Source organism: Pseudoalteromonas sp. BSi20439, from assembly GCF_000241165.1.
Lineage (GTDB): Bacteria > Pseudomonadota > Gammaproteobacteria > Enterobacterales > Alteromonadaceae > Pseudoalteromonas.
Genome location: NZ_BADW01000216.1, coordinates 19,560 through 34,917 on the forward strand (window position 1 = coordinate 19,560; position 15,358 = coordinate 34,917).

Annotated in this window: 8 protein-coding genes and 3 pseudogenes; 4 read left to right on the forward strand and 7 right to left on the reverse strand. The window is 41.3% G+C overall.

Features of this window, described 5'->3' with window-relative positions:
- Positions 1 to 247: 247 nt before the first annotated feature.
- Positions 248 to 843: pseudogene (locus P20439_RS16250) on the forward strand (hypothetical protein).
- A gap of 26 nt (positions 844 to 869) precedes the next feature.
- On the opposite strand, the pseudogene P20439_RS16255 reads toward P20439_RS16250, so the two are convergent.
- From P20439_RS16255 to P20439_RS16265, 3 genes and pseudogenes are all read right to left on the reverse strand, one after another.
- Positions 870 to 2,201: pseudogene (locus tag P20439_RS16255) on the reverse strand (IS4 family transposase).
- A 133-nt stretch (positions 2,202 to 2,334) separates the two neighbouring features.
- Complete coding sequence (locus tag P20439_RS16260; protein WP_008468439.1) at positions 2,335 to 2,886, reverse strand: flavodoxin family protein; 552 nt, start codon at positions 2,884 to 2,886, stop codon at positions 2,335 to 2,337.
- Between the two features lie 112 nt (positions 2,887 to 2,998).
- The gene (locus P20439_RS16265) at positions 2,999 to 4,699 is read right to left on the reverse strand and encodes a cyanophycinase (RefSeq protein ID WP_008468441.1); all 1,701 of its coding nucleotides are present in this window, start codon (positions 4,697 to 4,699) and stop codon (positions 2,999 to 3,001) included.
- A gap of 352 nt (positions 4,700 to 5,051) precedes the next feature.
- Here P20439_RS16265 and P20439_RS16270 point away from each other — a divergent pair, with 352 nt between their 5' ends.
- The 3 genes and pseudogenes from P20439_RS16270 to iadA all read left to right on the forward strand — a co-directional run bounded on the left by P20439_RS16270 (position 5,052) and on the right by iadA (position 10,702).
- Positions 5,052 to 7,979: a TonB-dependent receptor domain-containing protein gene (locus tag P20439_RS16270; protein WP_008468443.1), complete on the forward strand. Its 2,928-nt coding sequence runs from the start codon at positions 5,052 to 5,054 to the stop codon at positions 7,977 to 7,979.
- Between the two features lie 141 nt (positions 7,980 to 8,120).
- A pseudogene (yfcC, locus tag P20439_RS18370) lies at positions 8,121 to 9,523 on the forward strand (putative basic amino acid antiporter YfcC).
- Positions 9,524 to 9,535: 12 nt separating this feature from the next.
- Positions 9,536 to 10,702: a beta-aspartyl-peptidase gene (gene iadA, locus P20439_RS16280; protein WP_008468450.1), complete on the forward strand. Its 1,167-nt coding sequence runs from the start codon at positions 9,536 to 9,538 to the stop codon at positions 10,700 to 10,702.
- A gap of 50 nt (positions 10,703 to 10,752) precedes the next feature.
- Here the strand turns inward: iadA and P20439_RS16285 are convergent, their stop codons facing one another.
- Genes P20439_RS16285 through P20439_RS19045 form a run of 4 tightly spaced genes read right to left on the reverse strand, consistent with a single transcriptional unit; the run spans position 10,753 to position 15,200 of the window.
- Positions 10,753 to 11,058: a DUF3240 family protein gene (locus tag P20439_RS16285; RefSeq protein ID WP_008468451.1), complete on the reverse strand. Its 306-nt coding sequence runs from the start codon at positions 11,056 to 11,058 to the stop codon at positions 10,753 to 10,755.
- Complete coding sequence (locus tag P20439_RS16290) at positions 11,051 to 14,122, reverse strand: efflux RND transporter permease subunit (RefSeq protein ID WP_008468452.1); 3,072 nt, start codon at positions 14,120 to 14,122, stop codon at positions 11,051 to 11,053. Before P20439_RS16290 ends, P20439_RS16285 begins: the two co-directional genes overlap by 8 nt.
- Complete coding sequence (locus tag P20439_RS16295; protein WP_242376096.1) at positions 14,123 to 14,863, reverse strand: hypothetical protein; 741 nt, start codon at positions 14,861 to 14,863, stop codon at positions 14,123 to 14,125. It lies immediately after the preceding gene.
- The gene (locus P20439_RS19045; protein WP_008468457.1) at positions 14,811 to 15,200 is read right to left on the reverse strand and encodes a hypothetical protein; all 390 of its coding nucleotides are present in this window, start codon (positions 15,198 to 15,200) and stop codon (positions 14,811 to 14,813) included. Before P20439_RS19045 ends, P20439_RS16295 begins: the two co-directional genes overlap by 53 nt.
- Between the last annotated feature and the right edge of the window lie 158 nt (positions 15,201 to 15,358).

Sequence of the window (15,358 nt, forward strand, 5' to 3'; positions counted from 1 at the left end):
AACTTATTGGTGCTAATGGGGTTAAAATACTAAAAAATTTAACTCAATCATTAAATCGCCCTAGTTAAATTTAAAACAAGACTCAATATAATCAATCACTTATTATTTTCACTAGGGAAGTTGAAATTACAAAGTGTATAAAAACAAAGCCATACATTGCGAAGCTTACAAAATAATAAACTGCTCATTCATTCGGCAGTAACCTTGTAAGGAATAAAATCTATAATTTAAGTATTAAGGAAAATACATGGATTTATCTGACAAAGAAATTAACTTTCTTTCAGGGCTGTTTGAACCCAGCCAAAGTACCGCATTATACACTGAAACAAAGCTTACAGTACAAACATCGATTCCAGACGGTATTGCGCATTTACTTGGGCAAGCTAAATTAACCTTACTGGCTGAAGTAGCTCACTACCAACTATGGTTTCCACTTCAATTTAAAACCGATGAATTAGGCCATTTCAGCACTGTGTTAGAAGCTCCCGAAGTGATTGATACAAAAGGGGTTCAACGCAGCTGGCGGCTAAGTGAATTAAATATCCAAAGCCAAGGTTTTTGCATTGAATCTATATCCAGCACAGGGATATTTTTAAAACCCACATCAATACATAGTGAGCTTGATGATTTGCAAAATATGCAATTTATTTTACCTAACGAAGCGGCGATATCATTAGACCTAGAACCAGTTAGGCAGAGTAAATGTGGCATAGCAGCAAAATTAAACACATTCACCATGGTAAAGAGCAGCTAAGAGCGTATTTATTTGAAGTTCATAAACGTCAATTTTCAAGCTTATACCAGCTAGAGCACAAACAACAAAAATTGGAATTATCAAACTAAAAAAGCCACACAATGTGTAATGCCAGTCAGTTAAGCTGACTGGCATTTTTCTTTTTAGTCGGATACTTCTTTGGCTTAGGTTTTACCCATCTTGGGTAGCTCCTGTCTTCTCGCCTTTCTGGTAACAAGAAGAAGCTCATTTTTGTGAGCAAGGCATTGTATGCTTTAGGAATATTGCCTGGACTGCTCAACGATACAGTAACGAAGAAGTGTGTAATAGCCATTGAACAGCTGGTAAAACTAAGTTGATTGGGTAACACATCTCCTAATTTCCCTGCTGCTGCCGTCATTCCTTGTCTGATTAAGTTATAGCACAGCAGTACGCCCCATAGTTCTTGCCTAATCATATCTGGGCGTTTACTTCTTAGCGTATATTCGCTGTTAAGAAGTGATTGCTTCATCTCGCGGTAGCCCAACTCAATTTCCCATCGGTATCGATATAATTCAACCATCTCATCACCTGGAAATCGCATTGGGTCTACCATTGACGATAACATTCGATACGTTTTCCCTTTTATCGTTTTCGTAACTAATCTTGCTTCGACGTATTCAGGCAAGTCAGTGAATTTCTTCCTTGCCTGTGGTGTGCTGGTTAAACGTATATGCTGGTCCTGTTTGCTAAAGCTACGTAGCACCTCATACTGAAGGTCTTTTTTCGCGGGTATCATCCAGTGTCTTTGCTCACCTGCTTGATGCCAACGATTTAGCAGACCAAGGGAGTAATACCCTTTATCAAACAGTGTTAAAGAATTATTTGGAGTCGTGCTTACCAACTCCTCGGCCAACTTCATTTCATTGGTGCGGTAACCCGAGAAGGCGCTATTGATAAGTTGATGGCTGGTAATTTCCATGTGGCAAACCATACGGATCTGAGGATAAGTATTCTCTCTATGTTGATTACTCTGTGTCTCAAACACTTCATGATTTTCCAGCGTATCAGCCGTTCGCCATACAACACCGTCAACAGCCAGCAAATTTAATCCAGCCTAAGTTTCAAATTGATTAGACTCATAGCTATGCTTTGCCATCACTCGAAACACCTCTCGAACAGCGTATTCACCCAACCTCTGTCTAGCCTAGACCAACGCACTGGGCGCGACCAATGGTTTCTTATCGGGCAACATAATGTCCATTTGTGTAGCAATATCCCAAACCGATTTCTGACGATATAAAGACATGCCAATAATTGACCACAGAACCGTTTCAAGCGGCAATCTTCTTTTACGAATGGTAGCCACACCAGCTTGTTCAAAGCCTTGCTGAATAAGTTGAGGGGAAAGTAGCTCAGCATATTTTTCGAATGTATGAAAACTACCACAAGAGTTAAAAGCGACCGCTAATTCATTTTCAAAGCGCATAAAAAAATCCGATACCAGAGACTGATATCGGATTTTGAAAGCGTTAAAAAGATCAGTCAACCGATCAAAAATATTCTTAACTGATCGGCATTACACAATGTGGCTTTTTAAAATTAGCTAACTAAAGTGATTTTTACTTTAAACGCTTCGCTACATCAGCTAAACGTTCGCCGTATAAACGAGCCGTTTCTAAATCGCCTGATGGAATAGCAGATTCATCTGCATCAGTAGGTGATTGCACTAATACGCCAACTGAACCGCCTAAGTTATTGATGTCTTGACGAGTTGATTCCAGTTTATTGGCCGGTGGTAACCCTAGGCTTACCCAAATTCCACCATGTTGCGAAGCCAATGTTTGCATACTAATTAGGGTGACTTGTTTATCGCCATTTAGGCTGCCGCTATTAGTAAACCCGCCAAATACTTTGTCTTTCCACCCCATGGTAAACCATACTTTAGAGGTAGCATCAACAAACTTTTTAAACTGCCAAGGATATGAGCCCATATAGGTAGGTGCACCAAAAATAATGGCGTCTGCATTGTTTAATACATCCCAATCGGTGTCTTTTATGTCGCCATTCTCATCGATTGCAATAAGCTGAGCGTTTGCTCCATCAGCTACAAATTCAGCCACTTTTTTGGTATGGCCATATCCCGAAAAATAAATAACCGCTACTTTACTCATGAACCTTCCTTTTGTTGTGATTTAATAAACACGCTTATAACTATAGTATGGCCGCTTAATCTAAAATCAACTAAGCAGCATGTTTAATTAAATGAGTTTGTGTGACATTAAATTAAAAGGTACTCACTGCAATTTCTAAATTACTCACTGCACAGCCATACTGCGCAGCACTAATACGGTGATATCCAGACTCAGGCGTGGCAGATAAACTAATAATAAACTCATCTTGCTGGCCAACCGCCGTTTGTTCTTGGCTAAGGCACATGGCTTGCGTTAAAGAGCGTAATTTGGCCTGCGTTAAAATGCTGCCAAAACGCTGAATTGGTAAAGGCGGTATTTTAATTGCTGGCAGTGCTTGGCTAATACTGCGCTGGCTTAGGGTAAAATCGTTATTTTTTATATCAATCACACTGCCAGCAGGCCAGTATGAAAAAAGGTAAGTTTTAGCCTCAGCCTCTATTCGTTCTTTAGGTTTTACTAGTACCACACCATTTTTACCAATTACTGTCATTAAATTGCCAGCTCCAGATTTAATAACCACTAAAGCGGTGGTTTCGTCTACACCAAAGCCAAAAGCGGGCTGAGCTTGGTTTTCATTGAGGTTGTCGAGCAAAGTGGCTAACCTTAATGTACGATTACGCTCGCTAAAATGTGTATCCAACACACCGTAACTAAACGTGCCTAAACCGCCAAAACGGTTGTAAGTTAAGCTATCACTGCTTGAGCGCTCACTGGGGGCATCAATGGCTTGTGCGCCTTCTTTTAATGCCGATAAACTTGTGCCATTAGTGATCATAACCGCGTTACCACCATGAACTTGCCCGCCACTTTGCACCGCGGTGCCTGCACTTGTGCCTACAATAACAGGGCGTGACTGCAATGCTTTTGTCCATGGGTAAGGGTGGTTATTTTCATCAAATAATACTTTTCGAGTTAGGCTTTGATCGCCACCATTAAACATGACACCGGTACTGTTTTTGATTAGCTCGATTAAAGCGTCGGTGCCTTTTTTACACAGTTCATATTCTGCTTGGGTACGATCAGGGTAAATATGCTCGCGTTGATATAACCCCATCTCTGAGTGCCTAAGCGTGGTTAAATCACCACACTTTTTAGTGGTTATTGCTTTAGCAAGCGCTGGGGTTAATGCAAGCCATTGTGAATTTACATTAGGGAAGTTTAGTAATCCTTCGTAAAAATCAGCAGATTCGTAAGGATCTCTGCTTGAGGCAGTAATGGCCAGCATACTCGGGTTTGCGTTATTAACTTTTAAACTACCCGATATAAACTGCAAAATCTCTGTCGCTGCCGCTTCGCTATTAAGCGCGGTATTTACCCGCTCTTTTAGCCGTGTGTTGTCGCTTTGGATTTGCGCTACTTCAAGCATATCTACTACAAAATTATATTCTTGATCCGATAAATTATTGAGCTGTTTACTATCAATGTCACGCCATAGCCATAACAACTCTTTTTTCGATAATGTGGGCGATGACTTAGCCTGCATTGTTGCTAAATTTTTAATAGTGTTATTTTTAGCTTGGCTATTTTTACTGGGCCATTGTTGCTTTATTTGGCTAATTTTAGTGTGAGAGAGCGTAAATACATTATGCGTTTTACCCGAGATCTGAGTATTTTTTTCACAGTTTTTAGGGCTTAAACTGGCACATGTTGTGAGAGCTCCACCCACTAAAACAAGAGTTTGATTAGACTCTTTTGCGCTTAACTGTAGCGAAAAAGCAATTAAAATTGATAAAAAAGTGGTTATTATTCGCGATTTAACTAACCGCTTGTTTGGTAAATATATTCGTTCCATTATGTTACACTCATGTAAAAATTTATAAAAAATGACTTGCGAGAGAGCCTCTCGCTTGCTATAAAAAAAAGGAACTTTAAAACGCGAGTAAGCTAGCACCCATTTGCTAGTTTTGTCAAAAACCTTTTTGGAACGAGAATTATGTTTAAAAAAGCAACACTGCTTACAACATATTTCTACTCACCCCACTACCTTTCGGAGTGGTTTGACGAGTAGCCCACCACCTCACTGATTTCTGTGAGGGGCTCAGCGTGTCATTTCACCACTGCCCTGTCTAAAAACCATAATAATTAAAGCCTTAAGAAATATTAAACCTATTTCTGCGCGCTTAAAAAAGACAAAAGGTACTACAATGTTTCGTCAACTAACTATTGCGGCCACAGTAAGCGCTTTACTGAGCCCTGTCACTTGTGTGTATGCACAAGAAACTCAAACTGATACCAACATTGAACGAGTAGAAGTAACAGGATCACGTTTAAAAGGCGTTGATCTGGAAGGCACTATTCCACTAACCGTGCTAGACCAAGATGCAATTAAACGCTCCGGCGCTAATACTATTCATGAATTACTCAAAGATTTATCTGTATTTAAAGGTGGAAGTGGCACATTTTCAACCTCTGAAAGTGGCGGTACATCTACCTCTACACCTGCAGGTCAATCAGCAGCGAGTTTAAGAGGCATGGGGCCTTCAGCAACGCTGACATTAATAAATGGGCGAAGAGTTGCGCCTAGTTCATTTGCTGCAGGTACTGAAAACTTTGTAGATGTGAATTCTATTCCTCTAGCGGCCATTGAACGTATTGATATTTTAGCCACCGGTGCATCAGCCGTTTATGGTGCCGATGCTGTAGCGGGTGTTATTAACTACATTTTAAAAGATGATTTTGAAGGGGCTGAAATCAATACTTCGTTTGCCGATAGCTTTGATCAGCATGACGAAAGTAAAAAGCAGCTAAACTTAGTGTATGGTACAAAAATAGGCGAGAGTAACTTAACGGTATTTGCTGATATATATGACCGTAACGCTTTTAAAGCGACCGATCGTGATTATACCGCCTCACCTTCATTAGTTAATGGTTACTCATATTTACCTAAGCTGGAGAACTCACCGAATATTTATTATTTCAGCAGCCGAGACGGTAACGAACTTCCATCACCAAACTGTAAAACCGAATTAGTGACTACTGAATTTGGTGAACAAATTTGTGCTTACTACCCTAATCAAGATGACTACCTAGATACCCCATTTGAGAGCCTTTCAACCGGCTTTATGTTTAATAGTGAGCTCGGTGGTCTACAATGGCACACTGACTTTTTTTACAGCCAAACCAAGGCAAAAGCGTATTCATCGCCCTCACCTATTAACCAAATTAATGACGACGACGGCCCTTATATTTTAGAAGACGCCTTATTTATTTACGATAATGCCGATGGTAGTAATGATTTATTAGATCAACTCTACATTGATCCATTTGATACTCAAAGTGGCCGAGAAGTGTATGGTTTTGGTTTTGATGCCCGCTTTAATGCTCCAAGAACAGTGGAAGTAGAAACGAAAAACTTTCGCTTAGTAAGTAGTCTAAGTGGTGAAATTGGTGATTGGGGCTGGGAGTCTGGTGTTACTCTTTCTCGCTCACGTTCAGAGCAAGAAGCGATTGCAGGGGTATATAATCGTTACCAGTTTCATGGCGCGATCACTGGCGAGCTTTGTTCAGACGGTACATTGGCAAGTTTTGACGGTACTGACCTAAATTGTGCATCGGGAGAGTTACTGCCTTTTTACAACCCTTTCCTTCAAGGCGACGCCGCTAACGATGCCGTTTTGGCAACAGCGCAAGCTCGCCCAACACGCAGTGGAGAAAGTACTGTTTACGGCTGGGATGCTAACTTTAATGGTGAACTATTTACCTTTAACGACCTACCAGCCTATGCCTCATTTGGGGTAGAAGCACGCCGTGAAGAGCTAAGCGATATTCCTTCACTTAATTCACAAGCTCAAGCAGACAAAGACTACCTTGTTGATGTATTTGGCTTTGGCTCTAGTTTGTCAGAGGCCAATCGCACTCAATATGCCACGTTTGCTGAATTAAGTATTTCACTGAGTGAGCAAATAGAGCTACAAGCAGCGGGTCGATACGATCATTACGATGACTTTGGTGGCACTTTTAATCCTAAAATTGGTTTGAGCTATCGCCCGACTGACTCGTTAGTTGTTCGTGGATCATGGTCAACCTCGTTTAGAGCTCCTTCACTTACGCAGGCTGGTGTTAAATTAAGAACCACGCAATCTACTTTTGACTGCGGTGCCAACCAAGCTGTAGCCGATTTATACTGTATGGGTGATGGCACACAAGTGAGTGTTAATTCGTTAGAATTAGGTAACCCTAATTTAAATGCAGAAGAGTCTGAGGCTATTAGTGTTGGTTTTGCATGGAGCCCATCGGCTAATACTAATTTAACCCTTGATTACTGGCAGTTTGATCATGAAGAAGTAATCGATACCAACATGACCGCTGTGCTCAACCGCGCTATTACCGATGCATCACTTCGTCACTGTGGCATTGTACCACCGGGCGAGCAAGGCATATCGTACGATGAAGCATTATGCGATGTCACCGACACCAGTGGTTTAAACATAGAGCAAGACGGTGCCAATTTAACTGAGATTTTAGCCAGTTACATCGATGAATTTAACCCGCGTGATGACGAGCTATTTTTACCGCTGTTTCGCGATCATGCTATCCCACTTGAAAACACCGGTACACAAACTTTAGCTGGCATAGACTTTAAGTTTGACCATCGTTTTGAATTACCAAGCGGCGATTTAACCTTTGCCTTTGACGGCACTCATTACCTTGAGTTTGAACGTAATAAACCTGGGTCTGACTCGTTAGAGAAGTTGGTGGGGACGTATCGTTACCCTGAAAACATTGCGCGTATGTCAATCGACTGGGAAGCGCAAAGTTACTACCTTAACTTAGGTGCAAACTACACCAGTAGCTACGAAGATGACATAGAAGGCCTGCGTGGGCGTGAAATTGATGAACTAGATTCGCTTGGCGTATTAGACTCAAAAGGTGAGCATCAGGTTGACGATTGGCTCGTTTGGGATTTATCAGCAGGTTACTATGTTAATAAATCGCTGACTTTGCGCGCGCGCATCAATAATATTTTTGATAAAGAGCCACCCACACTTTATGGTTCAAGCCGTGGCTTTGATTCAATTAATCATAATGCCCTAGGTGCTAATTATAAATTAAGTATTAGCTACCGTTTTTAACCACTTAGCCGCAAAGCAAACGCTTTGCGGCCTTCCTTTTATTACTGGTCATGGCTACAGTGACACTGCCTATTAAGTGCTAAAGTACGTTTAAGCGTTTATTTACGCATCAACACAATGACCTTTTATTAAAGTGAAATTATGAAACAAAAACAATTTTCTATGCCAGATGCAAGCATCATTTTGCTGTGTGTGGCAGTGGTTGCCTATATGGCCACGGTATTTATTACCCCTGGGGTATTTAATGCAGAACCTGGTAGCCACACTGTGCAGCTTTCACAATATCAAGCCGTTAACGACCAACAATCACCACCTGTTTTTGCACAAGGTGGCGACATTGGTTTAGCAAATGTGTTGTTTGAAGGCTTAGTGTCGGGTGATAAATATGGTGCAGCGATTGGCGTAATGGCGTTTATTTTAATCACTGGCGGTGCCTTTGGCATTATTATGAAAACCGGTGCGATTAATAACGGTATTATGGCACTTATTAATAAAACCAAGCGGGTTGAATGGCTGTTTATTCCCTTACTGTTTTTACTATTTTCGTTAGGCGGCGCAGTATTTGGTATGGGCGAAGAGGCTATTGCCTTTTGTATTGTGCTGCTACCTATTATGCAACAGCTTGGCTACGACGCTAAAGTTACTGTGCTCACAACCTATGTGGCCACGCAAATAGGCTTTGCCACCTCATGGATGAACCCTTTTAGCATTGCTATAGCTCAATCGATAGCTGAAATTCCGGTGTTTTCTGGTGCTGGCTTTCGTATGTTAGCGTGGGCTTGTTTTACCCTTGTAGGCCTTGTGTTTACTATGCGCTATGCAAAACGCATCAAAATACAAACCAAAAAACGGGTGATCAGCCAGCGATTAAACTCAGCCTAGCCGATGCACTCACATTATTAGTGTTTGTATTGGGCATAGCCTGGGTTGTATGGGGGGTGATGGCTCGCCAATATTATATTCCTGAGCTTGCCGCACAGTTTTTTTGTATAGGCCTTATCAGTGCATTAATTGCCATCGTGTTTAAAAAGCTAACTGCGAATGAGTGCGCTGATGCCTTTAAACACGGTGCGCAAGAGTTATTGCCAGCAGCGTTATTGGTCGCACTGGCTAAGGGCATTGTATTGCTATTAGGGGGTAGTGATTTAACCACTCCCTCAACCCTCAACACCCTGCTTTATTACTGTGCAAGCAGCATAGCCAGTGTGCCAGATTACATTGCAGCTTGGGGAATGCTGGTGTTTCAAAGTGTATTTAACTTTTTTGTTTCATCGGGTTCAGGGCAAGCTGCCATCACTATGCCGTTAATGTCTCCACTTGGCGATTTGCTCAATGTATCAAGGCAAATTGTGGTATTGGCCTTTCAATTAGGGGATGGATTAACCAACATTTTAATTCCCACCTCAGCTAGTTTAATTGGTTGTTTAGGGGTCGTGAAATTAGATTGGGGAGAATGGGCTGCGTTTATTTGGCGCTTTGCCCTAGCACTTTTTGTATTAGCAAGCGGCTTTATATTTCTTGCTTACTTTATTAATTATCAATAAAAAGAATTTGTTATGTTAACTTTAATACAAGGTGCAACCGTTTATGCACCCACCTACCTAGGCACACAAGATGTTTTAATTGGCGGTGGTAAAATCATTGCTATTGACGAAAATATAACCCTCGACAGCAGTGTACTCGTCAAACGAATTGCCGGTAAAAACAAGCTGGTTGTTCCAGGGTTTGTTGATTCATTAGTGCATATTACCGGTGGCGGTGGCGAAGCTGGATTTGCCAGCCGCACCCCTGAAATGAACCTAACCGATGCAACCTTATCGGGCACCACCACGGTGGTGGCCGCACTGGGCACCGATTCAAGCTCACGTACGCTTACCAACTTGGTTGCCAAAGCAAAAGGCCTAAAAGAGCAAGGGCTGAATGTATTTTGCCATACCGGTTCGTATCATTTACCCGCGAAAACTCTTACTCACTCAATTACTGACGACATCATGTTTATAGAAGAGTTTATAGGTGTTGGTGAAGTGGCGATTTCTGATCATCGCAGTAGCCAACCCACGGTACAGCAATTAGCAGAATTGGCAGCTGAGGCTAAAGTAGCCGGTATGCTCAGTGGTAAAAAAGGCACCGTGAGTATTCATGTCGGCCCTGTTGATAGTCACTTGAGTATTTTGCATCAGGTGGCTCAGCAAAGTGATATTAAGCTTAAACAGTTTTATCCTACGCATATGAACCGCAATAAAGCACTTCTTGATGCCGGTATTCACTTTTGTGATCAAGGCGGTACTATCGACTTTACCACCAGCACCACTGACTACGATTTAGCCCATGGTGAATATGCAGCAGCCCATGCCCTTGCCTACTGCTTGGAGCAAGGTGTTGCCGCAAATCAACTCACTATGAGCTCAGATGGCCATGCTAGTTTACCTATTTTTGATAAAGACTTTAACTTATTAGGGTTAGAGGTAGGCAAAGAGTCCTCTTTATTAACCTCGTTTCAGCAAGCAGTTAAGCAATATAACGTCCATATTGAGCACGCTTTAATGAGCATAACCAGTAACCCTGCCGATATTTTAGGAGTTGATAAAGGCCGCCTTAAAACAGCGAGCGACGCGGATGTTGTGCTTCTCGATAAAGAGACCTTAACCCCTGAGTATGTATGGGCTAACGGCACATTAATGGTGCAAAACCGCCACGCGGTTATAAAAGGATTGTTCGAGTAACACGCAATGCTGCTGAGAATGCTCAGCAGCATAAAATGCTAGATATTGAGTTATCCTAAGTGCCCACTTTCATAAATTGGGGTTACCCAATACTTTAACGGCGTGTACCTACAAACAGGGCTTAGCGCCGTTTTTACTATGGCAAGTTCAGATAATAAAATATGCACCTCAAATTGATAAAAACTGCGATGCCCTTCTACTTGCTCGGCAATATCAAACTCGCTGTGCTCTTTACTATAGCCTTGAATTTTTTTTAAGTTAAAGCCGGTAATGCAGTCTATGCCTATTAATATATCAACCACGTCATCTTTTATGTTTGTAGGTGCATTTAGGGTAAAAAGTAACTGTTCAGCCATGTTTTTTCTCCAACCAACCATAAAAGATAGGTAATAAATAAAGTGTTGTAATAGTGGAGGTAATTAACCCACCAATAACTACGATAGCTAATGGCTTTTGTATTTCAGCCCCTGGCCCTGTTGCAAACACCAGCGGCAATAAACCAAACATAGCGGTTGTCGCGGTCATTAATACAGGGCGTAGCCGCCTACTTGCACCATCTAAAATGCACTGTGTTACATTTGCAGCAAACATTTTAGTTTGTTCAAAATAGCTGATCATCACAATCGCATTAAGTACGGCTACCCCCAATAGGGCAACAAACCCTACCGATGCAGGTACCGATAAATATTCATTACTAATATACAAGGCAATCACCCCGCCCATCAGCGCAAACGGGATATTGGCAATAATCAGCGTTGATTTAGATAGCGATTTAAAGGTGGTAAATAAAATAATAAATATTAATATTAACGCCACAGGAATGAGTACTAATAAATTTTGCGTTGCGCGTTGCTGACTTTCAAACTCGCCACCAAAAGACAAAGTAAACCCACTGGGTAACTTTATGTTGCTGCTAATTTTAGCTTCAAGTTCATTCACGTAACTCACCACATCGCGGTTATCTACGTTGACGCTAACTGAGGCAAAGCGCTTAGCCTTTTCGCGCTCTATTAACAATGGCCCTGTTTTAAAACCAATACTAGCAACGTCTTCAAGCGGCATTAGGCTATTATCTGGCATTAAAATAAGGCTGCTTTTTAGCGCTTGAATAGAAGATAAATCCACTAATTGTTTTTTAGCTGTAGCACTATTAAATACAATGGGAATAACGCGATTGCCCTCTTGCAACGTGGATACCTGTAATCCCTCAAGCTGAGACTTTAAATACTCACTTAGTGTTTGCGTTGTTAAACCAAATTGGCTCGCAACTTCAGGGTTGAGCTTAATATTAACGTATTTGCCCCCTTCAATAAGCGCCATTTGCACATCACTCGCCCCCTCAATACTATTTGCAAGCGCAGTGATTTTTTCGGCAAGCGATGACAAAGTTGCAATGTCGTTACCAAACACTTTAATTGAAATATCGCCAGTGCTACCGGTGAGCATTTCTGATACGCGCATTTGAATAGGTTGAGTAAAACCAATATTAACACCTGGAAATTGCGCAAGCGTTTGGCGAATATGCTCTATTAGTTGCGCTTTTGTAGCAAAGCGCCATTGCTCTTTTGGTGCCAGCTCCATAAACACATCGGTTTCGTTTAATCCCATTGGATCAAGCCCCAGTTCATCCGATCCAGTACGCGCGACAATTTGCACTATTTCAGGAGTATTTTTTAACAGAGTGGCTTCAATTTGCTTGTCTATATCAAGGGAGGCCTGCAATGAAATACTGGGAGATTTTTCAAGTTGAACAATAATGTCGCCTTCATCTAGCACTGGCATAAAGCTTTTACCAAGTCCCTGAAATAACACGCCACTGAGGATCAGTACCATTATTGAAGTAACACTTATTAGCATTGGCTTTTTAATCGCCTCAGCAAGGGTTTTACTATAAAAGCCTTGTAACAACGTCACCATTTTAGGCTGTTTTACGGGTTCATTTTTCAACAATAGCGAGGCTAAAATAGGAATAACTGTAAGCGATAACAATAGCGCACTTAACATAGCAAATACGATAGTGAGCGCTACAGGGGTAAATAATTTCCCCTCAAGCCCGGTGAGCATTAACAGGGGTGAAAATACAATAATAATAATGATAGTGCCTGAAAAAACCGGTGCAGCAACCTCTTTACAGGCGCGATAAATAACATGCAGCCTAGGTAAATGTTGATTATTAGCCAGCCGATTTAAAATATTTTCAACAATAACAACCGATGAATCCACCAGCATACCAATTGCTATCACTAAGCCCCCTAAGCTCATTAGATTGGCTGATAAGTTAAACTGTTTCATCATAATAAAAGTTAACAGCGCCGACATAGGTAACGATAACGACACCACCAAAGAGGAGCGAATATCCCCTAAAAACAACGCCAATAATACAATCACTAAAATAATAGCTTGGCCCAACGCGCTGGTAATGGTGCTAATTGCAGTGTTGATAAGGTTTGAGCGGTCGTAAAACACATTAATGCTGGTACCTTGCGGCAATGAGGCTTCGATTTGGCGCAGCTTACTTTTTACCTCTGCGACCACTTGCGCAGTGTTGCTGTTTTTAAGCGCAATAATTAACCCTTGCACAGCCTCTTCGCTATTTTTAGTCACTGCTCCATAACGAGTTAAACTTCCTACATCAACATGGGCCACATCGCTTAAGCGGATCACCTTATTTTGTGTTGATTTAACGACTGTATTTTTGATGGCCTCTAAATCGCTATATTTACCCTCAGTACGCAAAATTAACGTATCGTTGCCTTTTTCTAAGCGCCCTATGCCACCATTTTGATTGGTTTGCACTATCGCCTCTCGCAGTTGTAAAAAGCTAACTTGATGCTGCTGCATTAATAAGTTATCAGGGGCGATAGCAAACGTTTTTGCATACCCGCCTAAGCTATTTATATCGGCTACGCCACTCACGGTTCTCAGTAATGGCCGTATTTGCCAATCAAGTAACTCTCTTTTTTCAATCAGCGATAAATTAGGGCTTTCTATGGTAAACATAAACACTTCAGACAGCGGCGTACTCATTGGTGCCATACCACCACTAATATTGGCAGGTAAGCTAGGTAAAATATTTAACAGCCGCTCGTTTACTTGCTGGCGCGCCCAGTAAATGTCAGTACCTTGTTTAAAGTCAATGGTAATATCGGTAATCGAATACTTGGTGGTAGAGCGCAGCATTTGCTGAGCAGGAATGCCCAGTAGTTCGGTTTCAATAATGCGCGTTACTTGGGATTCAATTTCAAGGGCGTTCATACCCGGTAATTTATAAACAATTTTTACTTGGGTAGGCGATATTTCAGGAAATGCATCCACCGGAATACTCAACCACGAGCGAGCCCCTATAACCATAGCAATAATGGCAAAAATACTAACAAACAATCGCTGCGTTAGTGAAAACTTAATAAGCAGGTTTAACATTTACTCTCTCCCTAAATGCAACAGCATTCCCTGCAATGCACTTACTGAGCTAATTAATACTTGTCGGTTATTTAAGGGGATATTGGCGCTAAAAATAAAATCTTGATTACGTGAACCAATTAACTGTACAGGCACAAACTCAAGATGCTCGTCAGCTTTGACGGCAATATAATTGGTATTTTCAAACTCAAATAGTGCCGATTTGGCAACGCTGTAACCCGTTATTTTTTTAACCGGAACCGCTTTAATACTCTGCCCTATAGTTAAGTTACATTGTGCAGAGCTTGGTGATGCCCAAATAGTTTGATGGTACTTATTAGCAATATTGTCTACGCTTTTAATACTGAGTTGGCACTGCTCAGAAACCCTAAAATAAGATACCTCTTTGCCCAAGCTAATAGAAACAGTAAACTTAACCTCAATACTGTTAGGGTCGAGGATGTCGAATGCTCGTTCGCCTAACATGCGATTTGCCGCTTGAGTAGGAAATTGTAATATCCCTGTTTTTGGGCTGATCAAACTCACGTTTTCTTGCTCATCAACCTGCAAATAGCGCATTTGGTGATTTAAATGCTCAAAGCTCAGTTTGGCTGCATAGTAGCTTTGCGTAATAGTAACCCACTCAGAGCTTCTAATAATTTTATTTTTCAGGTGCACCTTGTTTATATCATAATGGCTCTTAGCGACATTAAGCATGTCTTTTGCTGATTGGTAAGTGTCTAAAAAAGTGCTGGACGTCACTACCTTGAATGGTTGCCACAATAGCGCCTTTTTTTACATGGCTCCCATTAGCGTATAAATAATTAATTTGCGCGACATCAAATGCAAACAATACCGTGTAATTAACACCCGGCTTATAACTTACTTGCCCCATTACACTTTGAGCATCAATAAAGTCAGTAGCATGAGTGGTGGCAAACTGAGTATCAAACCCGCTTAACTCGCTAATCGGAATGGGAGCAAGCGTTTGCGCGGCTAACACACGGTTAATAGCTAAATAAGCCAGCACGGCGATAAATAATAACGCTTTAAAGTAATGAACAAAATTACATCGTATTTTTGTATAATTTAACTGCATTTGGTTTGTTCGCATGTGATTAATTTTATAGAATAACCATGCCTTTTTTGTGGGGTTATCGCATCAGGCATACGCCTTAATATGCTTATAAACCCTGATTTTCGCAGTACAGTACATATGTCCATTGCAAACTTAACTTACTAATAGTAGAGAACTTA

What these genes read in the sequence shown, in the direction of transcription:
- P20439_RS16260 (WP_008468439.1), bottom strand. Translation starts at nt 2,886, where the DNA reads ATGAGTAAAGTAGCGGTTATTTATTTTTCGGGATATGGCCATACCAAA.
- P20439_RS16265 (WP_008468441.1), bottom strand. Translation starts at nt 4,699, where the DNA reads ATGGAACGAATATATTTACCAAACAAGCGGTTAGTTAAATCGCGAATA.
- P20439_RS16270 (WP_008468443.1), top strand. Translation starts at nt 5,052, where the DNA reads ATGTTTCGTCAACTAACTATTGCGGCCACAGTAAGCGCTTTACTGAGC.
- iadA (WP_008468450.1), top strand. Translation starts at nt 9,536, where the DNA reads ATGTTAACTTTAATACAAGGTGCAACCGTTTATGCACCCACCTACCTA.
- P20439_RS16285 (WP_008468451.1), bottom strand. Translation starts at nt 11,058, where the DNA reads ATGGCTGAACAGTTACTTTTTACCCTAAATGCACCTACAAACATAAAA.
- P20439_RS16290 (WP_008468452.1), bottom strand. Translation starts at nt 14,122, where the DNA reads ATGTTAAACCTGCTTATTAAGTTTTCACTAACGCAGCGATTGTTTGTT.
- P20439_RS19045 (WP_008468457.1), bottom strand. Translation starts at nt 15,200, where the DNA reads ATGCAGTTAAATTATACAAAAATACGATGTAATTTTGTTCATTACTTT.